The sequence below is a fragment of the Aeromonas sp. s1(2024) genome (assembly GCF_040908005.1).
GTDB classification, from domain to species: Bacteria; Pseudomonadota; Gammaproteobacteria; order Enterobacterales; family Aeromonadaceae; genus Aeromonas; species Aeromonas caviae.
The window spans coordinates 88,540-115,443 of the sequence record NZ_JBFOCW010000052.1 but is presented as its reverse complement, the minus strand read 5'-3'; the positions used below and the strand labels follow the sequence as shown (position 1 = coordinate 115,443).

The following is a 26,904-nucleotide window of genomic DNA, read 5'->3' as shown; positions in this document are numbered from 1 at the left end:
TTTGCTGATTAATCACGTGCTTATCACATGTTACTGCTGATTTTGCCGATCGTTGTGGGACAAGCTGTAAACGTAGGAGGCGAGCAGATGTACCTTGTCTTCCCCCAGAATGTCCTTCCAGGCCGGCATCACGCCGTGACGACCGTGGGTGATGGTCTGTTCGACCACCTGACGGGAGCCGCCATAGAGCCAGATGTTGTTGGTCAAGTCGGGGGCGCCGAAGGCGATGCCGCCCTTGGCATCCGGGCCGTGGCAGGCGGCGCACATGGCAAAGCGTGCTTCCCCTTTCTTGGCTTCCACCAGATCAACCTTGCGACCGGAGAGGCTCAGCACATAGGAGGCCACCTCCTTCACCCCGTCCTGACCCAGGATCTCGCCCCAAGCGGCCATGATACCCTGACGACCGCCCATGATGGTGGTCTTGATCTGGTCGGGTGCGCCGCCCCACTGCCATTCGCTGTCGGTCAGGTTCGGGAAACCGCGGCCACCGCGGGCATCGGAGCCATGACACTGGGAACAGTTTTGCAGGAACAGGCGCTGACCCACCTTCAGGGCTTCCGGATCCTTGGCGATCTCGGTGATCTCCTTGTAGCTCTTGCCGTCAGCCTGATAGGTCAGCTCGCGGAACTTGGCGCCGTAGATCTCGTCGGCCTTGGCAAGTTCCCGATCGTATTCCACCGCGCGTCCTTCGGCCTTGGCGGAAGCCGCCGCTGCCTTGGACTCGGCCAGGGAACGTACATCCTGGTTGGAGCTCTGCCAGCCCAGCAGACCCTTGAAGTTGCCAAGGCCCGGGAAGGCGAGCAGGTAGATGAGCCCGGTGACGATGAAGAAGAGGAACATATAGGACCACCACTTCGGCAGGGGATTGTTGATCTCCTCGATGCCGTCGAAGGTGTGACCCATGGGTTTGCCCTCTTCGGCCCCCATCTTGTCCTTCATGCACCAGGCCAGCAGCAGGAAGCAGCCGAGAATGGTGCCAAGGCTTATGACGGTCACAAAAATGCTAAACAGAGTGCTCATTATTGCTTCGCTCCTGCGTTCTTGTTATCAGCACGGGGTTGCTCGTCATCGGCAAAAACCAGGTTGGCGGCCTCGTCGAAAGAAGCCTTGCGGCGCTTGCTGTAGGCCCAGACGATGATGCCAATCATGATGACCATCAGCAGCAGGGTGTACAGGCCGCGAAATGTGCCGTAATCCATATCCCGACTCCTTATTTCAGGGCATGGCCCAGTGATTGCAGATAGGCGATCAGCGCATCCAGCTCGGTCTTGCCCTTGACGGCCTCACCGGCACCGGCGATGTCGGCATCGGTATAGGGCACGCCGAAGTGATCCCGGAACAGAGCCAGCTTCTTGCCGGTCAGCTCGCCGCTCAGCACATTGGTCTCGAGCCAGGGGAAGGCCGGCATGTTGGACTCGGGCACTACGTCGCGCGGGTTGATGAGGTGGGCGCGATGCCAGTCATCGGAGTAGCGGCCGCCGACCCGGGCCAGATCCGGGCCGGTACGCTTGGAGCCCCATAGGAAGGGGTGCTCCCACACGCTCTCGCCGGCAACCGAGTAGTGGCCGTAGCGTTCGGTCTCGGCGCGGAACGGGCGGATCATCTGGCTGTGGCAGACGGTGCAGCCTTCGCGGATGTAGATGTCGCGTCCTTCCATCTGCAGGGCGGTGTAGGGCTTGAGGCCCTCCACCGGCTCGTTGGTCTGCTTCTGGAAGAACAGGGGGGTGATTTCCACCAGGCCCCCCAGGCTGATGGCGAAGATGATGCCAATGACCAGCATGGGGACGCTTTTTTCAAAAATCTCGTGACGGTTGTTGTTGCTCATGCTTTAAACCCCTTCAAATCAGGCTGGCTGTGCGACGGGTTCCAGAGAACCCTTGGGCGCAGTGACGGTGCGATAGGCGTTGTAGGCCATCAGCAGCATGCCGGTGACGAAGAAGCAGCCACCCAGGAAGCGCACGAAGTAGAAGGGATAGGAAGCTTGCAGCGCCTCCACGAAGCTGTAGGTCAGGGTGCCGTCGTCGTTGACCGCACGCCACATCAGACCCTGCATCACACCGGAAATCCACATGGCGACGATATAGAGCACGGTGCCCACGGTGGCCAGCCAGAAGTGGACGTTGATGAGCTTGATGCTGTACATGCGCCCCTGCCCGAACAGGTTCGGGATCAGGTGGTAGACGGCACCGATGGACACCATGGCAACCCAGCCCAGGGCACCGGAGTGAACGTGACCGATAGTCCAGTCGGTGTAGTGGGAGAGGGCGTTGACGGTCTTGATCGCCATCATGGGGCCTTCGAAGGTCGACATGCCGTAGAACGACAGGGAGACGATCAGGAAGCGCAGGATGGGGTCATAACGCAGCTTGTGCCAGGCACCCGAGAGGGTCATGATGCCGTTGATCATGCCGCCCCAGGAGGGCACGAACAGGATGAGGGACATCACCATGCCCAGCGACTGGGCCCAGTCAGGCAGGGCGGTATAGTGCAGGTGGTGCGGACCGGCCCAGATATAGAGGGAGATCAGCGCCCAGAAGTGCACGATGGAGAGGCGGTAGGAGTAGACGGGGCGACCCGCCTGCTTGGGCACGAAATAGTACATCATGCCAAGGAAGCCCGCTGTCAGCAGGAAGCCCACTGCGTTGTGGCCATACCACCACTGCACCATGGCATCCATGGCACCGGAGTACATGGAGTAGGACTTCATGCCGGAGAGCGGCACTTCCATGTTGTTGACGATGTGCAGTACGGCCACCGTGATGATGAAGGCACCGAAGAACCAGTTCGCCACATAGATGTGGGAGGTGGTGCGCTTGACCAAGGTGCCGAAGAAGACGATGGCATAGCTCACCCAGACCACGGCGATGGCGATGTCGATGGGCCACTCCAGCTCGGCGTACTCTTTGGAGGTGGTGTACCCCAGCGGCAGCGAGATGGCTGCAGACAGAATGATCGCCTGCCAGCCCCAGAACACGAAGGAGGCGAGGGGACCACCAAACAGCCGGACCTGACAGGTGCGTTGCACCACGTAGAAGGAGGTGGCCATCAGGGCGCTGCAACCAAATGCGAAGATGACCGCATTGGTATGCAGGGGACGCAGACGGCTGTACGTCAGCCAGGGGGTGTCGAAGTTGAGGGCAGGCCAGATCAACTGGGCTGCAATCAATACACCCACCGACATGCCGACGATACCCCAGACAATCGTCATGACGGTGAACTGGCGCACAACGGTGTAGTTGTACTCAGGGTGGTTTGTTGTATGGCTCATCGTTGTATTCCGCTTCCGATGCTGTTGTTAGTGTTGCCCGGTGTCCTGGGCCATTTTCACCCCGGTTTTGCAAAATCCCCTCGTTAACATCTGTTAATAAAAGGAAAAGCAAAAGGTGGTTAAATGAAAATCCATTGAGAATGATACTGAAATGACCGGTAAAATAACAGTACAAACAGTGATATATTTGGCTCCAGCGGGTCTCATGTCCGCCAGTTTTTACCTTGAGCCAGATCACGAAAATTACATTTTCTACGTACCTTACAGAGCTGTTTTTTCATGAAAGAGAGACTCACTTCACGCAAAATCGTCCACCTGTCCATGGTGCTGGTCATTTTGCTCTCCCTGATGGCCTATCGAACCTGGTTTTCAGGCACAGGAAGCGACCATGCAGAGGGCTCCAATGTTCAGATTTGTGATCTGTCCCACAGCCCCTGCCGCCTCATCGTCGGGGATCGCCCGCTGACGGTCAGCATCGATGGCTTGCCGATCCGCCCTGAACATGACTTTGTCCTGCGCCTTCAAGGGGGTGTGCCGGCCATTACGCCGGTCAAGGCCTGGCTCGAGGGCAAGGAGATGTTCATGGGGCTCATCCCCGTGCTGTTTGAAGCCAGCGATGCGGGGTGGCGAGGGGTGACCCAGGTGGGAAGTTGTACGGCAGAGGCGATGGACTGGCTCTTGACCATCGAGTGGAGCAATGGCCAGCGCCATCAACTGACGTTGGGCGCGGCACGTTGAACGGACTCTCATCGGGCCCCAGGAGGGGGGATAAATGAAAATTGATTTGAAATTTTCAGGCAGGACGGTACCTTGCATTGATTATCAAAGAGTGAAGTTCATTTAATCATGATTGAAAAACAAGCATTTTATCGCACGCTCAACCAGCAGGCCCAGGCATTGCTAGAGGGCGAACCCGACATGATCGCCACCCTGGCAAACCTGTCTGCCCTGCTCAATCAGGAACTGGCTGACATCAACTGGGTTGGTTTCTACCTGCTGCAGGGCGAGACCCTGGTGCTCGGCCCGTTCCAGGGCAAGCCGGCCTGTGTGCGCATCCCGGTCGGGCGCGGCGTCTGTGGCACTGCGGTTGCCGAGGGCAAGACCCAGCTGGTGGACGACGTGCACCAGTTCGCGGGGCACATTGCGTGCGACGGTGCCAGCAACTCGGAAATCGTGATCCCGCTGCGCCGTGGCGGGGAGATCATCGGGGTGCTGGACATCGACAGTCCAATCTTTAACCGCTTTGACGAGCAGGACCGGATTGGCCTCGAAGAAACGGTGCAAATTTTGGAAAGCATGCTCTAAGTCATTGCTAGATGGTTCGCAAAAGGTCCCAAGCTCTCTATAATGGGGCCTTTGTTGTGTTCGGGCATGCCCGTGCGTCTATATGAAAGCCAAGGTTATACATGGAAAACACTGAAAAGCTGAAGAACAGTAAAGAGATCGTCGCCTACCTGGTCGAGAAATTCCCGGCCTGCTTCATCGCTGAAGGAGAGGCCAAGCCACTCAAGATTGGCATCTTCCAGGATCTGGCCGCGCGTCTTGCTGATGACGAGAGAGTCTCCAAGACCATGCTGCGCTCTGCTCTGCGTCAATACACCTCCAGCTGGCGTTACCTGCATGGCCTCAAGGCTGGCCAGGCCCGTGTCGATCTGGACGGCAACCCGGGCGAGCTGCTCACCGAAGAGCACATCGAGCATGCCAAACAGGCGCTCAAGGAGAGCAAGGAACGTGTCTTTGCCAGCCGCCGCACCAACACCAAGGAGAAGGAAGACAAGCCCAAGCAGCCGCGTCGCAACGCGCCGCGCAAGGCTGACGCTCCCCGCTCCGACAAGCCCAAGTCCGCCCCTGCTCCCAAGGCTGCACCGGTCGCCGATGCGCCGCTGGTGAAAGTGGATGCCGCTACCCTGAAAGTCGAGCAGGGCGTGCGCGTCGTGCTGGGCAAGTCCCCTGTGCCTGCGACCATCAAGGAAGTGACCAAGGATGACGTACAGGTTCAATTGCAGACCGGCATGATGTTGCGGGTCAAGTTCGAGCATCTGGTTCTCTAAGGAGACGAATGTTGAAGCATGGCGTGATTCGTTTTTCACTCGTTGCCTGTAGCCTGGCGCTTGCCGGGCTCGCACAGGCCATCGAGCCGGTGCTCAAGGAAAGTGATTTGCCTGTGTTGGCTCAAGAGAGCCAACATGCTACGGCCAGCAAGCGAATTGCCAATCTGTTTACCCGCTCCCACTACAAACAGTTCAAGCTGGACGACGCCTTTTCCTCCGTGATCTTTGACAAGTATCTGGAGAATCTGGACTACAGCCGCAACCTGTTTCTGGCCTCTGACATCAGCCGTTTTGAGAAATATCGTACCGGTTTTGACACCGACCTCGAGCGAGGGCGACTGGCTCCGGCCTACGAGATGTTCAACCTGAGTCAGCAGCGGCGGTACGAGCGGTTCGAATACGCCCTCAAACTGCTCGACACTCCCTTCGATTTTACCCAGAAAGACAATTACGTCTTCGATCGGGAAGGGGCTCCCTGGCCCAAGGATGAAGCCGAGCTCAACGAGCTGTGGCGTCAGCGGGTCAAGTTCGATGCCCTGAGCCTCAAGCTCAGCGGCAAGGAGTGGCCCGAGATCAAGGAGCTGCTTGGCAAGCGTTACAACAACGCCATCAAGCGGATGTCCCAGACCGAGAGCGAGGACGTGTTCCAGCTCTTCATGAACTCCTTCGCCCGCGCCATCGAACCGCACACCAGCTATCTGTCTCCGCGCAGCGCCGATCGGTTCAACACCGAGATGAACCTCTCGCTGGAAGGGATTGGGGCCGTGCTGCAGGCGGAAGATGACTTTACCGTCATCCGCTCCCTGGTGCCAGGCGGCCCGGCGGCCAAGTCCAATCACCTGAAACCCGATGACAAGATCACCGGTGTGGGGCAGGACGACGGTAAGATCGTGGATGTCATTGGCTGGCGTCTTGACGACGTGGTCGAGCTCATCAAGGGGCCCAAGGGCAGCAAGGTGAAGCTGGAGATCCAGCGCGGCAAGGGCGCGACCGCCAAGACCGAGCTGGTGGAGCTGGTGCGTGACAAGGTGCGTCTGGAAGACAGAGCCGCCAAGTCCAAGGTGATCACCGCCGAGGGCAAGAAGATCGGCGTGCTAGAGATCCCGAGCTTCTACGTCAACCTGCACGACGACGTGATCAAGGAGATCTCCAGCCTCAACAAGCAGAAGATCGACGGCCTCATCGTCGATCTGCGCGGCAACGGTGGCGGTGCCCTGACGGAAGCTTCCGCCCTGAGCGGTCTCTTCTTTGCCAGCGGCCCCGTGGTGCAGATCCGTGATCACATGGGTCGCATCACCGTCAATGGCGACGACGACGGCAATGTCTACTACGGTGGCCCCATGTCGGTGATGATCGACCGCTACAGCGCCTCGGCCTCCGAGATCTTCGCTGCCGCCATGCAGGACTATGGTCGTGCGCTGATCCTCGGCGAAAACTCGTTCGGCAAGGGGACGGTGCAGCAGCATCGCAGCCTCGCCAAGGTCTATGACTTCTACGAGCAGCCGCTGGGTCACGTGCAGTACACCATCGCCAAGTTCTACCGTATCGATGGCGGCAGCACCCAGAACAAGGGAGTTGCACCCGATATCGCCTTCCCGACTGCGGTAGCGCCGGGGGAGACGGGGGAGAGCCGCGAGTTCAACGCCTTGCCCTGGGACAAGATTGCCTCGGCCAGCTACGAGCGACTGGGGGACTTCTCCAGCCTGCTGCCCAAGCTGAAAGCGGCCCACGAGGCACGGATCACCAAGGATCCGGAATTTGCCTATGTGCTGCAGGACATCAAGGAGTATCAGGCGGACAAGGACAAGAAGTCGGTCTCCCTGAACGAAGCCGAGCGGCTGGCTGAACAGGCCAAACAGGACGAGAAGGCGCTGGCGCGAGCCAATGAGCGGCTGACCCGTCTTGGCAAGCCGACGGTGAAGAGCCTGGATGAACTGCCGACCGATTTCGAGGCACCTGACGAATACCAGGTGGAAGCGGCCAACATCACGGCGGATCTGACCACCCTCAGCAAGAAGAGCTGATGCTGGCAACGAAATGACAAGGGCGACTCGGGTCGCCCTTTCTTTTGCCTGAATGCAAACTATTTGACCCTGTCCGAGCCTTGTGACAGCCTCTGACACGTCAATAACAAAGCGTGGAAGCACACAATAATGACTGAACAACCTCAGGCCATGACGGCCAAATATCGCCAGGATTACCAGGCTCCCCTCTATTGGTGTGACAGCCTGGATCTCGATTTTCAGCTGCAAGAGCCCCTGACCCGGGTCACCGCCATTTCCCGTTTGCGTCGCAGCGGCGATCACAACGAACCCCTGGTGCTGGACGGCGAGGGGCTTGACCTTGTCAGCGTCATTGTGGATGGCGTGCCCTATCAGCAATACGAGCAGGGAGAGAGCAGCCTGACCCTGTTCAACCTGCCGGCCGAGTGCGTGCTGACCGTGGTCACCGACATCGATCCCGCCGCCAACACGGCGCTGGAGGGGCTCTACAAATCCGGCGATGCCTATTGCACCCAGTGCGAGGCCGAGGGCTTTCGTCGTATCACCTATTACATGGACAGGCCGGACATCCTGGCCCGTTACAGTACCCGCATCACCGCCGACAAGGCCAAGTACCCCTATCTGCTCTCCAACGGCAACAAGGTCGCGAGCGGCGATCTGGACGACGGTCGCCACTTCGTGCAGTGGCAGGATCCCTTCCCCAAACCGAGCTACCTCTTCGCCTTGGTGGCGGGGGACTTCGATGTGGAACGCAACCACTTCATTACCAAAAGCGGCCGCCAGGTGGCGCTCGAGATCTTCGTGGACAAGGGCAACCTGGACCGCGCCGGTTTCGCCATGGAGAGCCTCATCAACTCCATGCGCTGGGACGAGCAGCGTTTCGGCCTCGAGTATGACCTCGACATCTACATGATCGTGGCGGTGGACTTCTTCAACATGGGGGCCATGGAGAACAAGGGGCTCAACATCTTCAACTCCAAGTTCGTGCTGGCCAACCCGGCCACTGCCACCGATGCGGACTACCACGGCATCGAGCGGGTGATCGGCCACGAATATTTCCACAACTGGACCGGCAACCGCGTCACCTGCCGCGACTGGTTCCAGTTAAGCCTCAAAGAGGGACTGACGGTGTTCCGGGATCAGGAGTTCTCCTCCGATCTGGGGTCGCGCGGCGTCAACCGCATCAACAACGTGCGCACCGTGCGCGGTCCGCAGTTTGCCGAAGATGCCGGCCCCATGGCCCACCCCATCCGCCCGGATGTGGTGATCGAGATGAACAACTTCTACACCCTGACCGTCTACGAGAAGGGCTCTGAAGTGATCCGCATGATGCACACCCTGCTGGGGGAGGACGCCTTCCAGGCGGGTATGCGACTCTACTTCGAGCGTCACGACGGCTCTGCTGCCACCTGCGACGACTTCGTGCAGGCGATGGAGGATGCCTCCGGGGTGGATCTCGCTCGCTTCCGCCGCTGGTACAGCCAGTCCGGCACCCCCGAGCTCACCGTGACCGACGAATACGATGCCGAAAGCGGTGTCTATCGTCTGCACGTGAGCCAGCACACGCCGCCGACCCAGGATCAGCCACAAAAGCTGCCGCTGCATATCCCCCTCGACATCGAGCTCTACGATGCACAGGGTGCCGTCATCCCGCTGCAATACCAGGGCAAGGCCATCGGCAATGTGCTGGACGTGCTGGAAGCACAGCAGACGTTCGAATTCGATCGAGTGCCGGTCAGACCGATACCCTCCCTGCTGCGAGACTTCTCCGCCCCGGTCAAGCTGCACTATGACTACAGCGACGAGGCCCTGGCCTTCCTGATGCGTCATGCCCGCAACGAGTTTGCCCGCTGGGACGCCGCCCAGATGCTGATCAACAAGGCGGTGATCGACGGGGTGGCCCGGGTCCAGCACGGGCAGGGGGTTGAACTCTCCCACACCCTGCTGGCGGCCTTTGTCGCCATTCTGGACGAGGCTGCACTGGATCCCGCCCTCAAGGCAGAGATCCTGGCCCTGCCGGGGGAGGCGACCCTGGCCGAGCTGTTCGAGGTGGCCGACATCGACGCCATCCACCAGGTGCGCAACGGGATCCAGACCGCATTGGCCCACGCCTTCGGCGACCGCCTGCTGGCGTGCTACGAGAGCCTGCGTCTGCCGGCTTATCAGGTGGTCCATGCCGACATGGCCAAGCGGGCCCTCAAGGGTGTGGTGCTGGGTTATCTGGCGGCGCTGGATGCCGCGAAGGCCGATACCCTGGTGCGCGAGCAGTACGAGGCTGCCGACAACATGACCGACACCCTGGCGGCGCTCCAGGTGGCCAACAGCCATCTGCTGCCGTGCCGCGCCGCGCTCTTGGCCGACTTCGAAGGCAAATGGGCCCATGATGGCCTGGTACTGGACAACTGGCTGCGGTTGGTGGGGGCCAAGCCGGCCAAGGATGTGCTCCATGACGTGAAGCAGGCGATGGCGCACCCGACCTTCAGCATCCGCAACCCGAACCGGCTGCGGGCGCTCATCGGCAGCTTCGCCATGAACAACCAGGTGCAGTTCCACGCCGCCGATGGCAGCGGCTATCGCTTCCTGACCGATCTCTTGATCGAGCTCAACGAGGTCAATCCCCAGGTGGCGTCCCGCCTCATCACCCCGCTTATCCAGTTCAAGCGGCTCGATGAGGGGCGCAAGGCGCTGGTTCGCGCCGAGCTGACCCGCCTGGCCAACCTGGACGGGCTGGCGCGGGATCTGTTCGAGAAGGTGAGCAAGGCGCTGGCACAGTAAGCGCCGCGACGGCGGGCAGGGGAGCCTGGCTTTCCTGCCCGTTTTTCATGGATGACCAGGAGGTGACATGAGGCAATACACTTTTCGGCTCTCCCTTGGCCGCGACGAGATCATGTTGATGTACCAGGGGCAGGTGAACCGCCTGGTGGTACGTACCGAGCAGGGTCTGACCCTGGAGCTGGGATTGGAGAAAATCCGGCGTTTTGTGTCGGAGAGCGGCGTTCACGGCTACTTTCGACTGAAAACCCAGGACGATCATCGCTTCATTTCCCTGGAACGCATAAATTAACAAAACTTGAACATCAATCCGGGTAATTATCTGCTTTAAGTCACTATCTATCCGGCAAATGGCGCGGCATCCAGTGGGATTTTCTGAATTTTGCCAACTTGGCAAAATTTATCACAACCCAAGCCGTGATCTGTCCCTTGTTTTTAACATCCCGTTATCACCTTTGCTCGCCTTCCTTGATCCAAGCCATTACACTTCGCTGCAACTCTGTACCGGTGGGCATCCTGGGTGGATGTCGCCGTGTCTGTGATGTCGTCCGATAAGGAAACTAGCAATGGCATTGAAAGACGCCCCTACCTCCGTTCTGCTCGAAAACGTTCTCAGTCTGATCCACCAGAAATTGCCGAAAAACAGTGCCTCCCTGGTCGAATGTTTCGTTGCCAAGTTCTACGGCAACATGGCCAGCACTGATCTGCATGACCGCAATGACAGCGATCTCTATGGCGCCGCCCTCAGTCTGTGGAATGCCCTCAACCACCGTACCGGCATCGAGCCCTATATCCGGGTCTACAACCCCGAGCTGACCCGCCACGGATGGCAGTCTCCCCATACCATCGTCGAGATCATCCTGCAGGATTCCCCCTTCCTGGTGGACTCCATCCGCATGGCCCTCAAGCGTCTCAATATCACCGCCCACATGATGCTGCACCAGCCGCTGCACCTGATCCGCGGCGAAGGCGGCAAGATTGGCGCCATCCTGGATCTGGACAACACCGCAGAGCAGACCTCGGTGGAAACCGCCTTCCTCATCGAAATCGATCACCTGACCGGTGAAGAGGAGATGGACGCCCTGACTGCCGAGCTCAACTCGGTGGCGCGGGAAGTGGCCCTGGCGGTGGGAGACTGGCAGCCCATGCTGACGCGCCTGAACGAGATCATCGAGGAGCTGCCCAAACGCAAGAACCCGGTCAGCCAGGCCGAGGTGGACTCCTGCGTCGCCTTCCTCAAATGGGTGGCCGCCCACAACTTCACCCTGATGGGTTATCGTCGCTACGACGTCAAGGCGGTGGAGGGGGATCACGAGATCCTGCCGCAGCCCGAGTCCAGCCTGGGGCTGATGAAGAACTCCATCAAGGACGAAGGCCAGCGCCTCGGCACCATGCCCGCCAGCGCCCGTCACGCGGCCCTCAGTTCCGACTTGCTGATCCTCACCAAGTCCAACAGCAAGTCCCGGGTGCATCGTCCGGCCTATGTGGATTACATCGGCATCAAGCGCTTCGACGAGCACGGCAAGGTGGTGGGAGAGGATCGCTTCATCGGCCTGTATGCCTCCTCCATCTACAACACCAGTGCGACCCAGATCCCCCTCATCAGCCACCGCCTCGAGCGCATCATGGCCGCCTCCGGCTTTGAATCGGGCTCTCATGCCTACAAGGCGCTGCTGAACGTGCTGGAAACCTACCCGCGCGACGAGCTGATCCAGGCCCGTGAAGAGGAGCTGCTGGCCACCGGTCTCGGCGTGCTGGAGATGCAGGAGCGGGACATGCTGCGCCTGTTCGTGCGCCGCGACGTCTACGGCCGCTTCTTCTCCTGCATGGTCTATGTCACCAAGGAGCGCTACAACACGGCGCTGCGGGTCAAGACCCAGCAGATTTTGCAGAAATATTTTGGCAGCAGCATCGATGTGGAGTTCAACGTCTACTTCACCGAGGGCGTGCTGGCACGGACTCACTACATAGTGCGGGTCAACAACAACAACGTGGATGTGGATGTGAACGAAGTACAGAACAACCTGATTGAAGCGGCCCGCAGCTGGGATGACCGCCTGGATTCCGTGCTGCTTTCCCACTATGGCGAGGCCCGCGGTAACGAGCTGCGCCGCCGTTTCAGCACCGCCTTCCCCCGTGCCTACAAGGAAGATGTGCTGCCGGGCTCTGCCGTCGCGGACATCATGGCCCTGGATGGATTGAGCGAGGCCGAGCCGCTTGGCATGCTGTTCTACCGCGCCCAGGAGGAGGAGAACGATCGCCGGGTACGCCTCAAGCTGTTCCACCGAAGCGAACCCATCCACCTCTCCGACGTCCTGCCCATGCTGGAAAACATGGGACTGCGCGTCATCGGCGAGACCCCGTATCAGGTACGGACCCCCACCGGCGAGGTGTTCTGGATCCTCGATTTCTCCATGCTGCTGCGGGGCGAGCAACCGTTCGATCTGGAGCAGAGCCAGCAGCGCTTCCAGCAGGCCTTCGCCGCCATCTGGAACAAGACCCTGGAAGATGACGGCTTCAACCGTCTGGTGCTGGGGGCCGGCCTCACCGGTCGTCAGGTATCCGTGCTGCGGGCCTATGCCAAATACATGCGCCAGACCGGCGTCTCCTTCAGTCAGTCCTATATCGAGGAGACCCTGACCCGTTATCCGGATATCGCAGAGCTGCTGTTCACTCTGTTCGAACAGCGTCTGGATCCGGCCGGCAAGCAGGACGCCAAGGTGCCATCGCAAGATGCCAAGGCATCCGCCAAGCTGCATGAGCAGCTCGCCGCCAAGCTGGATCAGGTCGCCAACCTGGATGACGATCGCATCATTCGCCGCTATGTGGAGATGATCGACGCCACCCTGCGCACCAACTACTACCAGCTGGACAAGGCGGGCAACATCAAGCCCTACATCTCCTTCAAGCTGGCCCCCTCCAGCATCACCGACATGCCGCTGCCGCTGCCGAAGTTCGAGATCTTCGTCTACTCCCCGCGAGTGGAAGGGGTACACCTGCGCTGGGGCAAGGTGGCCCGTGGCGGCCTGCGCTGGTCCGATCGCAAGGAGGACTTCCGCACCGAAGTGCTGGGTCTGGTGAAAGCCCAGCAGGTGAAGAACACCGTCATTGTGCCGGTGGGCGCCAAGGGCGGCTTCTATTGCAAGCAGATGCCGGCAGGCGCCCCCCGTGCCGTCATCCAGGAGGAGGGCAAGGCCTGCTACCGTCTGTTCATCCGCGGCCTGCTCGATGTGACCGACAACATCATCGGCGGCGAGGTGATCCCGCCAAAATCCGTGGTGCGTCACGACGAGGATGACTACTACCTGGTAGTGGCGGCCGACAAGGGCACCGCCACCTTCTCCGACATCGCCAACGAGATAAGCCTCGAATACGGCCACTGGCTCGGCGATGCGTTTGCCTCCGGCGGCTCGGTGGGCTATGACCACAAAAAGATGGGCATCACCGCCCGCGGCGCCTGGGAATCGGTCAAGCGCCACTTCCGTGAGATTGGCATCAACTGCCAGACCACCGACTTCACCTGCGTGGGTATTGGGGACATGGCCGGCGACGTGTTCGGCAACGGCATGCTGCTCTCCGAGCACATCCAGCTGGTGGGCGCCTTCAACCACATGCACATCTTCGTCGACCCGACCCCGGATGCGGCCAGGAGCTTCGTCGAGCGCAAGCGCCTGTTCGAGCTGCCGGGCTCGAGCTGGGATGACTACAACCGTGAGCTCATCTCCAAGGGGGGCGGCATCTTCCTGCGCTCGGCCAAGTCCATCAAGCTGAGCCCCGAGATGCAGACCCTGCTCGGCACTGACAAGGCCAGCATGGCGCCGAACGAGCTGATCAAGGCCCTGCTCTGTCTGAACGTGGACCTGCTCTGGAACGGCGGCATCGGCACTTATGTGAAGAGTGCCCGCGAGAGCGACGCCGACGTCGGGGATCGCAGCAACGACGTGCTGCGAGTCAACGGTCGCGATCTGCGTGCCCGCATCGTGGGCGAGGGTGGCAACCTGGGCTTCACCCAGCTCGGCCGGGTGGAGTACGCGAGCCAGGGTGGTCGCATCAACACCGACTTCACCGACAACGTGGGCGGCGTGGACTGCTCCGACAACGAGGTGAACATCAAGATCCTGCTGAACCAGCTGGTGGCCGCCGGGGATCTGACCCTCAAGCAGCGCAACCAGATGCTCTACGAGATGACGGATGCGGTGGCGCAGGTGGTCATCACCAACGCCTATCGCCAGTCCCAGTCCATCTCGGTCACGGCGTTCCGTGGCGCCGAGCAGCTCAAAGAGCAGCAGCGCTTCATCCAGGGGCTGGAGCGGGAAGGCAAGCTGGACCGCGGCCTCGAGTTCCTCCCCACCGACGAGGAGCTCTCCGAGCGGATGGCGGCGGGGCAGGGGCTGACCCGTCCCGAGCTGGCGGTGCTGGTGGCCTACGGCAAGATGGTGCTCAAAGAGCAGCTCAACTGCCCGGAAGTGACCGACGAGCCCTTCCTGGCCAACATGCTGGTCACCAGCTTCCCGACCCAGCTGCAGCAGCAGTTCGGTGCGGCCCTTGCCCAGCATCCGCTGCGCGGCGAAATCATCGCGACCCGGGTGGCCAACATGCTGGTCAACGACATGGGGCTCAACTTCGCCAGCCGGATGAAGGACGAGACCGGTGCCTCGGTGGCCGAAGTGGCCTGCTGCTTCGCCATGGCCCGCGAGGTGTTCGGCCTCAATACCCTGTGGCGCGACATCGAAGGGTGTGACAACCAGGTGGATGCCAACACCCAGCTCGAGCTGATGTTCTACAGCCGCCGCATTGTACGCCGCGCCACCCGCTGGTTCCTGCGTGCCCGCAACCGCAGCTGGAGCATCGGCGAGAACATCGCCTTCTTCCGCCCGGCCTTCGAGACCCTGGCGGAGCACCTCTACGAGGTGATGGACGAGAGCGAAGTGGCCGAGCACCAGCAGGCGGTCGCGGCCCTGGTGGCCAAAGCGGTACCCGAGCAGATTGCCCGTCAGGTATCCCACATGAGCAGCCTGTTCTCCTGCCTGGATCTGGCGCAGATCGCCGCGGAGCACAAGACCGACATCCTGCGCGCCGCCAACGTTTACTACCGTCTCGGTGCCAAGCTGGATCTGCACTGGTTCCTCGAGCAGATCAACCATCAGCCGGTGGGCAACCACTGGCAGGCGATGGCGCGGGCCTCCTTCCGCGAAGATCTGGACTGGCAGCAACGCAGCCTCACTTCCGTGGTACTGGAAGGGTGCAAAGAGCAGGGGGAATGCGCTACCATACTGGCCGACTGGATTTCGGAGCATGAGCAGCTCTTGTCCCGTTGGACCCATATGTTGGCCGACTTCAAGACTACCAGCACCCACGAGTTCGCCAAGTTCTCGGTGGCCTTGCGAGAGTTGAACCTGCTCCAGTTGAATTGCCGAACCTCGGCATAACCCCAAAAGCCCCGGCCAGTTGCCGGGGCTTTTTTTAAGGAGCAAGCATGCTGTACCCACTCGCCAGGCATTTCCTGTTCAAACTCAATCCGGAGCAGGCTCACGATCTCTCCATCAAATATTTGCCCCGCCTTCTCGGTACACCGCTCGATTGTTTCTTCCGCAACACCCTGCCAAAACGCCCCGTCACCGTCATGGGGCTTAATTTTGCCAATCCGGTGGGCCTGGCCGCAGGATTGGATAAAGACGGGGAGTGCATCGATGCCTTCGGCGCCATGGGGTTCGGTTTCATCGAGGTCGGTACCGTGACCCCCAGACCCCAGAGCGGCAATGACAAGCCACGTCTCTTCCGGGTGATCCCGGCCGAGGGGATCATCAATCGCATGGGATTCAACAACAAGGGAGTCGATCACCTGGTGGCCAAGGTGAAAGAGGCCAAATATCAGGGGGTGATCGGCATCAATATCGGCAAGAACAAGGACACCCCCATCGAGCAGGGCAAGGATGATTACCTTCTCTGCATGGACAAGGTGTATGACCACGCCGGTTATATTGCGGTCAATATTTCCTCGCCAAACACCCCGGGTCTGCGTCAATTGCAATATGGCGATGCACTGGATGAACTGCTGGCCGCATTGAAACAGCGCCAACAGGAGCTGGCCGAGAAATATAAAAAGTATGTGCCGCTGGCCGTGAAAATTGCCCCGGATCTGTCACTCGATGAAATAGATCAGGTAGCCGCCTCTTTGATCAAGAACCGTATTGACGGTGTCATCGCCACCAATACCACTCTGGAGCGGGAGATGATATATGACATGCCCCATGCCGCAGAGGCTGGCGGGCTTAGCGGTCGTCCGCTCCAGCACAAGAGCACCGAGGTTATTCGCCACCTGGCCAAGGCCCTCGACGGCGCCCTGCCCATTATCGGTGTGGGTGGTATCGACAGCGCCATGGCGGCTCGGGAAAAACTGGCAGCGGGTGCCAGTCTTGTCCAGATTTACAGCGGCTTTATTTATAAAGGGCCGAGTCTGGTCAAAGAGATCGTTACCCATATTTAAAAAATAACCGGTTGCCCTTATTTAACGTTGCTCAAATTCTCGACATGGAATAAAGTCGAGGGACGGCTTAGATAAGGGCACCACCATGTGTATTCAACCCAATGACAATTGGCAGTGGCATTATGACGCTCAGGATGATCGCCTTATGCTGGATTTGTCCGATCGCATGATATTTGCCACCGAATATAAAGGTCGACAACTTGTTCCCTGTTCTTTCACCACCCAGCCTTTTTGCGTGGATGATGCCGCCCTCTATTACCAGTTGATGGACAAGGCCGCTGAACTCGACTGGAGTACGCCCCACCAGGTCCAGCTGGTCCTCAATGCCATCGCCGTCAGCCGTTTTTATAAACCCCTGATGCCGCAAAGCTGGTTCTTTCATGAACAGCAGGCCCATGTTATTCCGGATATGGGATCCCTGGTGTGGATGGATACGCCCCACGGTAGGGGGGAATTCATGGTCATCGAAGCCGGCGATCAGGCGAGTGTTTGCCTGAACCTGACCGACGAGCTGGTGCTGACCAACAGCAAGACGCTGCCGCGCTTTGCCGTGATCAAGGTGATGAATAACCGGATGCAAGCCAGAGTTCGGGCACAGACACAATATCGGGAAGTGGGCTGACGACGGGGCCGTTATATGGCGACGAATAAGTCCGTTATAGGCCTGCTATATTGGTCTGATATTTAAGCGCTCAGTCTCTCTCTTGTTCCATTATTTGTCTTTTTCCTTCGTCTGGTCGTCACGACCATTTTCTGCCTGGTCCGGGCAAGATTTTCGAATTCTTTACGAATGTGATGGTAGACAACTGCCAGCCAAGAGCGGGATCCTGTCGCCCGCAAGGGGGAGGGGAGCGTTTGCCGCGCCTCTTGCCGTTTATATGGCGCCTTTGTCCAAGGTTCGAGTGCCGAGCGCGGGCCGATAAGGTATAATGCGGCACTATTTTTATGGCATCCCCGTGAGCGTGATGAAAGAATTTTTTGCAACCTGCCCCAAAGGGCTGGAAAACCTGCTGGCCGTCGAGCTGACCAATCTGGGTGCAGAGCAGGTCCGTGAGACCGTGGCCGGCGTCCACTTCAAGGGCGAACTGGCCATCGGCTACAAGGCCTGTCTGTGGAGCCGCTTTGCCTCCCGAATCGTGCTGGTGCTCTCCGAGTTCCAGATGAACGACGATCTGGACCTCTACCTCGGGGCCCATACCATTCCCTGGGAAGATCACTTCTCCGGTACCGCCACCATCGCGGTGGACTTTACCGGTACCAACGCCTCCATTCGCAATACCCAGTACGGTGCCCTGAAGATCAAGGACGCCATCGTCGATCGCTTCACCAAGCGCGGTCACGTGCGCCCGGATGTGGACAAGAAGTCCCCGGACATTCGCATCATGGCGCACCTTGGCAAAGGCAAGGCCAATATCACGCTGGACTTGTCAGGCCCGGCGCTGCACCAGCGCTTCTATCGCCAGGGCACCGGCGAGGCGCCCCTCAAAGAGAACCTGGCGGCGGCCATGATTGCCCGCAGCGGCTGGGCCGGCGAGCCCATGATGGACCCCATGTGCGGCTCCGGTACCCTGCTGATTGAAGCGGCCTTCATCGCTGCCGACATGGCGCCGGCCCTGCGCCGTGAGCGCTTCGGTTTCGATCGCTGGCTGCAACACGATGGTGAACTGTGGCAGAGTCTGATGATGGAAGCCCAGGTACGTGCCAAGCGCGGCATGCAGCGCTGCGAGGTGAAACTGTTCGGTTGCGATGCGGATACCCGGGTCCTGATGAAGGCCCGTGACAACGCCAAGGCCGCCGGCGTGGATCATCTCATTACCTTCAAGCAGGCCGATGTCACCAAGCTGGAAAATCCGCTGCCAATGCCGGCTGTGGAAGGAGAGAGCCGTCAGGTCGGCATGCTTATCTCCAACCCGCCCTATGGCGAGCGTCTCGGTGAATTCCCGGCGTTGCTGGAAGTGCATCAGGCCCTTGGCGATGCCCTGCGCCGCGGCTTCCAGGGGTGGAAGGTCACCATTCTCTCCGCCTCTCCCGAACTCCTGAGCTGCCTGCGCCTGCGTGCCGACAAGCAGTATCGCCTGTTCAACGGCGCCCTCGAGTGCCAGCTGCGCAACTACCAGATCGCCCTCGATGCCGTCGCTTCCCAGAAAGAGGTGGCCCAGGACTTTGCCAACCGTCTGCGCAAGAATCTGAAGACCCTCGAGAAATGGGCGAGCAAGGAGAACCTCGATTGCTACCGCCTCTATGACGCGGACTTGCCGGAATACAACGCCGCCATCGACCGCTATCAGGATTATCTGGTGGTACAGGAGTACGCGGCGCCCAAGGACATTCCCGCCCAGAAAACCCGCCAGCGTCTGCTGGACATGGTGCAGGCCGCCATCAAGGTGACCGGCATGGACGGCGAGAAGGTGATCCTGAAGGTGCGCGAGCGCCAGGAAGGCAAACAGCAGTACCAGAAGCTCTCCGAAGAGCAGCACCGGATGGAAGTGCAGGAGTACGGTGCACGCCTCTGGGTCAACCTCTACGACTATCTGGACACCGGCCTCTTCCTCGACCACCGTCAGACCCGCCGCATGCTGGGCCAGATGGCTCGGGGCAAGCGCTTCCTGAACCTGTTCGCCTACACCGGCAGTGCCACCGTGCACGCGGGGCTCGGCGGCGCCCGCGAAACCACCACGGTGGACATGTCGCGCACCTACCTCAACTGGGCCCAGGACAACATGCGCCTCAACTCGCTGGTGGGCCGCGAGCACAAGTTCGTGCAGGCGGACTGCCTGAAGTGGTTGTCGGAAGCCGACGAGCAGTACGACCTCATCTTCATCGATCCGCCCACCTTCTCCAACTCCAAGCGGATGGACGAGAGCTTCGACGTGCAGCGGGATCACCTGCTGTTGATGCAGCACCTCAAGCGCCTGCTCGCGGCGGACGGCACCCTGGTCTTCTCCAACAACAAACGCCACTTCAAGATGGACTTGGCCGGCCTTGACGCCATCGGTCTCAAGGCGCAGAACATCACGAACAAGACCCGGCCCAAGGACTTCGAGCGCAACCAGCATATCCACAACTGCTGGATCATCACCCACGCCGAGGCACAAGGCTGATGCTGACCCTGTTTCACACCGACGGCTGTCACCTGTGCGAACAGGCGTGGACGCTGGTGGAACAGGCCGGGATGGCCGCGCAGACCCGCCGCTGCGACATCCTGGAGGAGGAGGCCTGGCTCGAGGCTTACCGGGTGCGCATCCCGGTGCTGCAAGACAGTGCCGGCCGGGAGCTGGGCTGGCCCTTCACCCTGGGGGAGCTGCAAGGCTGGCTGGCACAGGGGTGAGCAGGATTTGACGACAAAACGGGGGCAGATTCACGCTGCCGCCCGTTTTTTCATAAGCAACAAGGAACAAACATGGCTCTTTTGACATTGCACGGCGCGTCCCTGTCGTTCAGTGATTTTCCGCTGCTCGACCATGCCGAGCTCACCATAGAGCGGGGCGAGCGCCTCTGTCTGGTGGGTCGCAACGGGGCGGGCAAGTCCACCCTGATGAAGGTGATTGCCAGCGAACTGCCGCTGGACGACGGCCGTCTGGTGTTGCAACAAGATTTGAAAGTGACCCGCCTCGAGCAGGATCCGCCCGCCTCGAGCGAGATCACCGTGTTCGATTACGCCGCAGAAGGGCTGGCCGGGGTAGGGGAGCTGCTCAAGCAGTACCACCATGTCTCCCACGCCCTGGCGCACGACCCTTCCGATGCCAACATTCGCACCATGAGCCAGTTGCAGGAGCAGCTCGACTATCAGAACGGCTGGCAGTACGAAACCCGCATCAATCAGGTGCTGACCCTGCTCGATCTCGACCCTGATGTGACGCTCGACAGTCTGTCTGGCGGCTGGCTGCGCAAGGTGGCTCTGGCCCGCGCCCTGGCGTGTGACCCGGACCTGTTGCTGCTGGACGAGCCGACCAACCATCTGGACATCGATGCCATCAACTGGCTGGAAGAGTTCCTCAAGGACTTTCGTGGCGCCATCGTCTTCATCTCCCACGACCGGGAGTTCATCCACAAGCTGGCGACCCGGATCATCGATCTCGATCGCGGCGTGATCACCTCCTGGCCCGGTAACTATGACGAATATCTGCAAGGCAAGGAGGAGTGGTTGCGGGTCGAGGAGCTGAAAAACGCCGAGTTCGACCGCAAGCTGGCCCAGGAAGAGGTGTGGGTCCGCCAGGGGATCAAGGCGCGTCGTACCCGCAACGAGGGACGGGTGCGGGCCCTCAAGGCGATGCGCATGGAGCGCACCCAGCGCCGGGAACTGCAGGGCAAGGCCAAGCTGCAACTGGACGAGGCGGGCCGCTCCGGCAAGCTGGTGTTCGAGACCGAGGGGCTGGGGCTGGACTTTGGTGATCGCACCCTGTTCCAGGGACTGGATCTGCAGGTGCTGCGCGGGGACAAGATTGCTCTGGTTGGCCCCAACGGCTGCGGCAAGTCGACCCTGATCAAGCTGCTGATGGGCCAGCTCGAGGCGAGCCGTGGCTCGGTGCGCCAGGGGACCAACCTGGAAGTGGCCTACTTCGATCAATACCGTGAGCAGCTCGATCCCGAGAAGACGGTGGTGGACAACGTGGGGGAGGGCAAGCAGGAGGTGATGGTTCGCGGCCGCTCCCGCCACATCCTTGGCTACCTGCAGGACTTCCTGTTCGAGCCCAAGCGGGCGCGCACCCCGGTCAAGGCCTTGTCAGGGGGCGAGAAAAACCGTCTACTGTTGGCCAAACTCTTCCTCAAACCCAGTAACTTGTTGATTCTGGATGAACCAACCAACGACCTGGATGTCGAAACGCTGGAATTGCTGGAAGAGCTGCTCACCGATTATCCGGGCACCCTGCTGCTGGTCAGCCACGATCGCCGTTTCATCGACAATACCGTGACCGGCTGCTGGCTGTTTGAAGGGGATGGACGGATCAGCGATTATGTCGGGGGCTACGCCGACATGATGGCCACACGAGCCCTGCAGGCCGCCCAACAGACGGCCAAGCCGGCCCCGGTCAAGGTGGCAGAGCCTGTCGCATCGGCAGCGGAGCCTGCGAAAAAAACACGAAAACTCTCTTACAAGTTGCAACTGGAGCTGGATAATCTGCCAGCCCGGCTGGAACAGTTGGAAATGGAACTCGATGCCCTGCAGGCCGAGATTAACCACCCCGGTTTCTTCTCCCTGCCAGCAGAGCAGACCCAGCCCAAACTGGATGCATTGAATGCGGCAGAGGCCGCATTGGAACACGCCTTCTCCCGTTGGGAGGAGTTGGAAGCGTTGAAACATCAAGACTAAGGAAGTAGATGAAAAAGCAATTATCCATGCTGGCCATCCTGGTCGGCGCCAGCCTCAACGCGCAGGCGGCACAAAGCTCCTTTTTCACCATCGTCGATGACGAAGTCAAAGGCTATGCCAGCGGGATCAGCGGCGATGCCAACGGCCTCATCGGGCTCAACACCAAGAACAACATGGCGGAATACTTCTCCACCGTGCGGTTTGCCGACTTCCTGGTGGATCGTTTCCGTTTCGAGCAGGGTTGCATGCTCTCCAACTCGGTCTGCAACTCCTTCTGGAGCGACAACTCGGGCTTTGCCTACCAGTGGCGTCGCGACTTCCTGGACAAGGTGGATCAACGCAGCAACCTGGGCTACGTGACCAGCTCCGAGGTCGATGGCCTGGTGACGGCCCTCGGGGATGTTCCGGAGGATCGGGTCGGTTACAAGATGAATGGCAAGCTGCGCACCGCCTTTGCCGTGGTCAATGACGGCAACCCGGTCGAGCTCAAGGATGCGGCCAGCACCCACGGCCTGAGCGTACCCACCTCCATCAAGAAGCTGGACAACGGTCAGTATCTGGTGACCGGTACCGCGGCCAGCGACAAGTATCGCCACAAGGTGGGCGGTGATTTCTACAAGTGGTGTTTCGAGACGGGCAATGACAGCCAGTACGGTGACTTCCGCTACTGCCCCGGGGTCGATACCCAGGCGAGTTTCTGGCTGCTCAACAGCTCGGGCGGGTTCAACAAGCTGATGCAGGCCGGCACCTATGGCCATCAGCGTGACGAGGTGCTGCAAACCGCTTCTGCACTGGGCGTGGCCAAGTACAACGGCACCCTCTACGGCGTGGGCTACAGCTCTACCGGCGAGGTGGGCACCGGTGATCTGGATGGCCGCAACCTCGCCAGCTACTGGACCCTGGATACGGCTGCCGGCACCGTGGGCACCACCAAGATCATCCCGCTGCCGGATGGCGAGCCTGGCAAGGACGATGCCAAGCTGCAACACAGCTGGGCCGTGGCCGTCAACGACAACGGCTACGTGATCGGCAACCAGCGCTATCGCATCAACAAGGGTCAGAACCGCCCGGTGGAGATGTTCCTGTTCAACCTGAGCAAGCCGGGTACGGCGGCCAGCCTTCCTCTTCAAGACAAGCCGGTCTCGGGGGCAGGCTCGGAAGCGGCCGCCATCAACGAGCACAACATGGTGGTTGGCTGGCGCGACTCCCGCCATCAGACCCAACCGGTGGTCAATGGCACCAACCGCATGCAGGAAGCCTTCCTGCTGAACGCGGCCGCCCCGGCCAACAGCTGGTATCTGAACGATCTCATCTGTGGCAAGGATGACGCCGGCAACAAGCAGTGTGCCCAGAACGGCAAGTACTATCACATCGCTTATGCCAGCGGCATCAGCAGCGACGGCACCATTGCCGCGACGGCGTATCGCTATGACAGCGAGAGCGACCTCAACAAACGCGCCAACGCCACCGTGGTCGCCGTCAAACTGACGCCGGCCGTGGCGGATTATCAGGGCAATGCCCCGGCCAGCTATGTGGTCAGCAATGCGCCGGTCAACAACCAGACCGGTCAGGATGGTGGCGAGGGCGGTGGTGGCAGCCTGTTCTGGTTGACTCTGCTGGCGCTGCCCTTTGCCTGGCTGCGTCGCTATCAGCGATAAATAAGTGTCATCAAAAATTAATGCAGTTCAGTATCTTGTGTCACAACCCCTGAATAGCATGGAATTTTTGTTTGACCCTGCCTCCCCCCTGGGGTAAAGATGAAGGCGACCGGTGAAAAACTGGTCGCTTTTTTTGTTCCATGAAGAGGGTCGTAGATGATGAAGAGACAGAAACGGGACCGTCTGGAGAGAGCTCGCGCTCGTGGTTATCAGGCTGGCGTAGTCGGCAAACAGAAAGAAGCGTGTCCGTACCAGTGCCTGGATGCCAGGGGCCATTGGCTTGGTGGTTGGCGCGATGCCATGGAAGGGCGAGGCTCAGGCCTCTTCATGAAGTAACCGATACTTCATCACTCATTACAAAAGGAAAGGGGCCATCGTGGCCCCTTTACGTTGTCTCTGCTCACCCAGGAGCAGGATCAGAATGCGGTGGTGTCTTTGAACAGGCCCACTTTCAGATCGGTGGCGCTGTAGATGGGGCGACCATCCACTTCCACGACGCCATCGGCAATGCCCATGACCAGTTTGCGGTTGATGACGCGCTTGAAGGTGATTTTGTAGGTGACCTTCTTGGCCGTCGGCAGGATCTGGCCGGTGAACTTGACTTCACCGACACCCAGCGCACGTCCCTTGCCAGGACCCCCTTTCCAGCCCAGGAAGAAGCCGACCAGTTGCCACATGGCATCCAGGCCCAGGCAGCCAGGCATGACGGGATCGCCGGGGAAGTGGCAGTCGAAGAACCAGAGATCCGGCGTGATATCGAGTTCAGCCAGGATTTCACCCTTGCCGTGCTCGCCGCCATGGTCGTTGATCTTGACGATGCGATCCATCATCAGCATGTTGGGGGCGGGCAGCTGGCTGTTACCTTCACCAAATAATTCGCCACGGCTGCAGGCAAGCAGCTCTTCACGGGTAAAGGACTCTTTGCCTTGTTCGCACAGGGAGAGGCGGGGATCAGTGGTGTCGTTATCTAGGGTCACGCTGTTTATCCTTCATATGGGTCAAAGCCGGGCCAATTTAGCTTACAGATGTTCGCCAAACAACTCCGATCACTTCATTTAACGGCCAAGCAGCCGGTCCAGCAGGCTGCGCAGCAGGCCGCCACTCTTGGTTGCCGTGCCATTGAGTTCGTCCAGTCTCTCCTGGATGCGGCCAAACAGGGTATCCGGCATGTCAGGCTCCCCAGCAACGCAGCCGGTGAGCAGCTCGATTGCCTCTTCCACGTGATCCACCGGGTGGATGTGGAACTGGCCGGCCTCTACTGCCGCGATCACTTCATCAGAGAGGTTGAGCTGCTGGGCGTTGGTGCCTGGCAGCAGAATGCCTTGCTTTCCGGTGAGACCGTGGATCTTGCACACCCGGAAGAAGCCCTCAATCTTCTCGTTCACGCCGCCCACGGCCTGCACATTGCCGAACTGGTCGACCGCACCGGTCACGGCGAAGTGCTGATAGATGGGCTGGCGGGCGAGGGCGGAGAGCAGGGCACACAGGCCGGTCAGGGAGGCGCTGTCACCATCGATCTCGTGGTATGACTGCTCGAACACCAGGTTGGCCGAGAGCGGCGAGGGGTTCTCTGCGCCGAACTTGTTGGAGAGGTAGCCGTGGATGATCATCATGGCCTTGGCGTGAATGTGCCCGGCGAGCTCCGCCTTGCGCTCGATGTCAGCAACATCGCCATCCCCGAGGTGGACGGTCGCGGTGAGGCGTACCGGCTCCCCGAAGTCATAGGGATGGCCGGCCACCTGGATGACGGAAAGCCCGTTGATCTGGCCAACCTCTTCACCGTCGGTCTGCAGCAGGATCTGGCCGTCGATGACACCCTGATCCGATTGCTCCACCAGATAGTTGAGGCGGTAATCCTGTTCTTCCAGGGCGAGCAGGATATGTTCGTCAGTGACGCAGATCGCTTCCAGCTCGCGGGCCAGGCTGTCGGCCATGCGCATGATGGCGCCGAGCTGTACCTCGGAGAGGGATAGCCACTCCTGGTGGTCACACAGGCGGCTGGCATGGCGACAGAGGGCGAGGAGGGCACCTGGGGTGAAATCCAGCAGCGCCCAGCGCGCTCGCAGCCAGGCGAGATATTGCAGGAAGGCGGGGAGATCTTCCTCGATGTTCACTTCGGAGACCAGATCGGCACGCAGGAAGATGCGCTCCGCCATGTCCCTGTCCAGCATCTGGAATTCCGCCACGTCCAGCCTGTCACCGACCAGGATCAACTTGAACCGGATGGGGGTCGCCTCCGGGGTGAAGAACGGCGTCAGCGTCTTGCCTTCCTGATAGGCATTCCAGTCCAGCTCGCCTTTTTGCATGGCGTTCTTGAGCTTGAACCAGAGATGAGGCTGATCCAGCAGCTCATCAAGCTGCAGTATCAGGTAACCACCGTTGGCTTCCCGCAGCAGACCAGGTTCCAAAAGGTGCTGGTTGGCGTAAACGGAGCCTTGTTCCGTCTGATAGTTGATGGAACCGAACAAGGTATCCCAGTTCAGGTCACGGCCGTAGACGACAGGGGCTTGCTGATCCTCATGATGGATCAGCAGGTTGATGAGCACCGGGTGCTGGAACTCGAGGCCCTGGGCGACATGGGCGGCCAGATCGGAGAGGAAATCCACGATCTTGGGGTCGTTGTTCTGTTTGCGGATGATCCGGGTGACCAGCCGCTCGGCGTCGAGATGGTGGCTCATCAGCTTGAGCAGCTCACCGACCATTTCGCAGAACTCGAAACCCGAGCCCGGTTGCAGGCGCAGCCAGATGGGCTTGAAAGGGTTGTTGAGATTCTCGGTATAACAGAGATCGAACAGGTCGCCATCCTTGCCATTCGAAGAGGCGATCAGGGTCTGGCAGACATTCTCGTAATCTGCACCGGGGAAACCGTTGAGGATCATGACCGGGCAGTCACCATCAAAACTGGCCAGCCGTTTGATACCCGAAATCGCTCTGGGTTGCAGGGCGGCAAACGGAATGGGGTCGAGTTCGCCAAGTGTGGGGAACTGCTCAATCGAGAAAGCGGGTTTTAATTGTTCTGATGTTAATTCAGCCACTTAAGACATCCGGTCGGGGATAGGATCAATTGCCACCATTATACACAGTTCGGTTGAGGGTGACAGAATACCAAGATATTTCATTTAACTAATATCTATCAGATGATCACTACATGCCTTGCTTGTAATAATAAATTTTTTTATTTTTAGTAAGTTACATTATGTTGCAATTGAAACTTAATTTGTTTGCTACATGTACTTTGTGCATGAAGCTAGATTTTTAGCTTAGAACCATCATCAAACTACATGAAACTGATCAGATAATACTGATTTGTTATAACATTGCATATTTATGTGAGTTAACAGTGACGACGCATCG

The 26,904-nt window shown here is 59.6% G+C and carries 21 protein-coding genes; 14 read left to right on the top strand and 7 right to left on the bottom strand.

All coding sequences use genetic code 11. The annotated features are described in order from the left end of the window. Nucleotides 1-30: 30 nt before the first annotated feature. From ccoP to AB5Y70_RS12505, 5 genes are read right to left on the bottom strand one after another with little or no spacing between them, the layout of a single operon-like run. A complete protein-coding gene (ccoP, locus tag AB5Y70_RS12525) occupies nucleotides 31-1,020 on the bottom strand; it encodes a cytochrome-c oxidase, cbb3-type subunit III (RefSeq protein ID WP_010674776.1) in 990 nt (329 codons plus the stop codon). Continuing rightward, nucleotides 1,020-1,199 carry a cbb3-type cytochrome c oxidase subunit 3 gene (locus AB5Y70_RS12520; protein WP_202040249.1) on the bottom strand — a complete coding sequence of 60 codons (180 nt, stop codon included), beginning with the start codon at nucleotides 1,197-1,199 and terminating at the stop codon, nucleotides 1,020-1,022. The genes ccoP and AB5Y70_RS12520 overlap by 1 nt, the downstream gene beginning before the upstream one ends. Before the next feature lie 11 nt (nucleotides 1,200-1,210). Continuing rightward, nucleotides 1,211-1,825, bottom strand: coding sequence for a cytochrome-c oxidase, cbb3-type subunit II (ccoO, locus tag AB5Y70_RS12515; protein ID WP_010674774.1), 615 nt, complete (start codon nucleotides 1,823-1,825; stop codon nucleotides 1,211-1,213). Between the two features lie 18 nt (nucleotides 1,826-1,843). Beyond that, entirely contained in the window at nucleotides 1,844-3,268 is a 1,425-nt protein-coding gene (gene ccoN / locus AB5Y70_RS12510; RefSeq protein WP_010674773.1) for a cytochrome-c oxidase, cbb3-type subunit I, read from the bottom strand. Next, complete coding sequence (locus AB5Y70_RS12505; RefSeq protein ID WP_125117269.1) at nucleotides 3,243-3,506, bottom strand: hypothetical protein; 264 nt, start codon at nucleotides 3,504-3,506, stop codon at nucleotides 3,243-3,245. Before AB5Y70_RS12505 ends, ccoN begins: the two co-directional genes overlap by 26 nt. A gap of 41 nt (nucleotides 3,507-3,547) precedes the next feature. On the opposite strand from AB5Y70_RS12505, the gene AB5Y70_RS12500 reads away from it, so the two are divergent. The 14 genes from AB5Y70_RS12500 (at nucleotide 3,548) to rmf (ending at nucleotide 23,886) form a co-directional block, all read left to right on the top strand. Further along, nucleotides 3,548-4,006 carry a hypothetical protein gene (locus tag AB5Y70_RS12500; RefSeq protein WP_010674772.1) on the top strand — a complete coding sequence of 153 codons (459 nt, stop codon included), beginning with the start codon at nucleotides 3,548-3,550 and terminating at the stop codon, nucleotides 4,004-4,006. A gap of 108 nt (nucleotides 4,007-4,114) precedes the next feature. Then, entirely contained in the window at nucleotides 4,115-4,573 is a 459-nt protein-coding gene (locus AB5Y70_RS12495) for a GAF domain-containing protein (protein ID WP_010674771.1), read from the top strand. 101 nt (nucleotides 4,574-4,674) lie between these two features. Beyond that, nucleotides 4,675-5,319, top strand: a complete 645-nt coding sequence (gene proQ / locus AB5Y70_RS12490; RefSeq protein ID WP_010674770.1) for an RNA chaperone ProQ — start codon at nucleotides 4,675-4,677, stop codon at nucleotides 5,317-5,319. Nucleotides 5,320-5,327: 8 nt separating this feature from the next. Then, nucleotides 5,328-7,343: a carboxy terminal-processing peptidase gene (gene prc / locus AB5Y70_RS12485; protein WP_010674769.1), complete on the top strand. Its 2,016-nt coding sequence runs from the start codon at nucleotides 5,328-5,330 to the stop codon at nucleotides 7,341-7,343. Between the two features lie 129 nt (nucleotides 7,344-7,472). Continuing rightward, a complete protein-coding gene (gene pepN / locus AB5Y70_RS12480) occupies nucleotides 7,473-10,097 on the top strand; it encodes an aminopeptidase N (protein ID WP_010674768.1) in 2,625 nt (874 codons plus the stop codon). Nucleotides 10,098-10,164: 67 nt separating this feature from the next. Beyond that, the gene (locus tag AB5Y70_RS12475) at nucleotides 10,165-10,386 is read left to right on the top strand and encodes a DUF2835 family protein (protein WP_010674767.1); all 222 of its coding nucleotides are present in this window, start codon (nucleotides 10,165-10,167) and stop codon (nucleotides 10,384-10,386) included. A gap of 274 nt (nucleotides 10,387-10,660) precedes the next feature. Further along, nucleotides 10,661-15,523 carry an NAD-glutamate dehydrogenase gene (locus AB5Y70_RS12470; RefSeq protein ID WP_010674766.1) on the top strand — a complete coding sequence of 1,621 codons (4,863 nt, stop codon included), beginning with the start codon at nucleotides 10,661-10,663 and terminating at the stop codon, nucleotides 15,521-15,523. A gap of 47 nt (nucleotides 15,524-15,570) precedes the next feature. Continuing rightward, nucleotides 15,571-16,581: a quinone-dependent dihydroorotate dehydrogenase gene (gene pyrD / locus AB5Y70_RS12465; protein ID WP_010674765.1), complete on the top strand. Its 1,011-nt coding sequence runs from the start codon at nucleotides 15,571-15,573 to the stop codon at nucleotides 16,579-16,581. An 85-nt stretch (nucleotides 16,582-16,666) separates the two neighbouring features. Next, nucleotides 16,667-17,203 (top strand): cell division protein ZapC, encoded by a 537-nt coding sequence (locus tag AB5Y70_RS12460; protein ID WP_029314546.1) that lies wholly within the window; start codon nucleotides 16,667-16,669, stop codon nucleotides 17,201-17,203. A 307-nt stretch (nucleotides 17,204-17,510) separates the two neighbouring features. Then, the gene (gene rlmKL / locus AB5Y70_RS12455) at nucleotides 17,511-19,682 is read left to right on the top strand and encodes a bifunctional 23S rRNA (guanine(2069)-N(7))-methyltransferase RlmK/23S rRNA (guanine(2445)-N(2))-methyltransferase RlmL (RefSeq protein ID WP_010674763.1); all 2,172 of its coding nucleotides are present in this window, start codon (nucleotides 17,511-17,513) and stop codon (nucleotides 19,680-19,682) included. Next, nucleotides 19,682-19,909, top strand: coding sequence for a glutaredoxin family protein (locus AB5Y70_RS12450; RefSeq protein WP_010674762.1), 228 nt, complete (start codon nucleotides 19,682-19,684; stop codon nucleotides 19,907-19,909). Before rlmKL ends, AB5Y70_RS12450 begins: the two co-directional genes overlap by 1 nt. Nucleotides 19,910-19,981: 72 nt before the next feature. After that, the gene (locus AB5Y70_RS12445; protein WP_029314544.1) at nucleotides 19,982-21,892 is read left to right on the top strand and encodes an ABC transporter ATP-binding protein; all 1,911 of its coding nucleotides are present in this window, start codon (nucleotides 19,982-19,984) and stop codon (nucleotides 21,890-21,892) included. 8 nt (nucleotides 21,893-21,900) lie between these two features. Beyond that, nucleotides 21,901-23,550 carry a DUF3466 family protein gene (locus AB5Y70_RS12440; protein WP_010674760.1) on the top strand — a complete coding sequence of 550 codons (1,650 nt, stop codon included), beginning with the start codon at nucleotides 21,901-21,903 and terminating at the stop codon, nucleotides 23,548-23,550. A 159-nt stretch (nucleotides 23,551-23,709) separates the two neighbouring features. After that, nucleotides 23,710-23,886, top strand: a complete 177-nt coding sequence (gene rmf, locus AB5Y70_RS12435; protein WP_010674759.1) for a ribosome modulation factor — start codon at nucleotides 23,710-23,712, stop codon at nucleotides 23,884-23,886. Between the two features lie 80 nt (nucleotides 23,887-23,966). On the opposite strand, the gene fabA is transcribed toward rmf, so the two are convergent. Continuing rightward, on the bottom strand, nucleotides 23,967-24,527 hold the full coding sequence (gene fabA, locus AB5Y70_RS12430; RefSeq protein WP_010674758.1) for a 3-hydroxyacyl-[acyl-carrier-protein] dehydratase FabA: 561 nt from the start codon (nucleotides 24,525-24,527) through the stop codon (nucleotides 23,967-23,969). Nucleotides 24,528-24,605: 78 nt separating this feature from the next. Continuing rightward, nucleotides 24,606-26,585, bottom strand: coding sequence for a Lon protease family protein (locus AB5Y70_RS12425; protein WP_029314542.1), 1,980 nt, complete (start codon nucleotides 26,583-26,585; stop codon nucleotides 24,606-24,608). Nucleotides 26,586-26,904 lie beyond the last annotated feature (319 nt).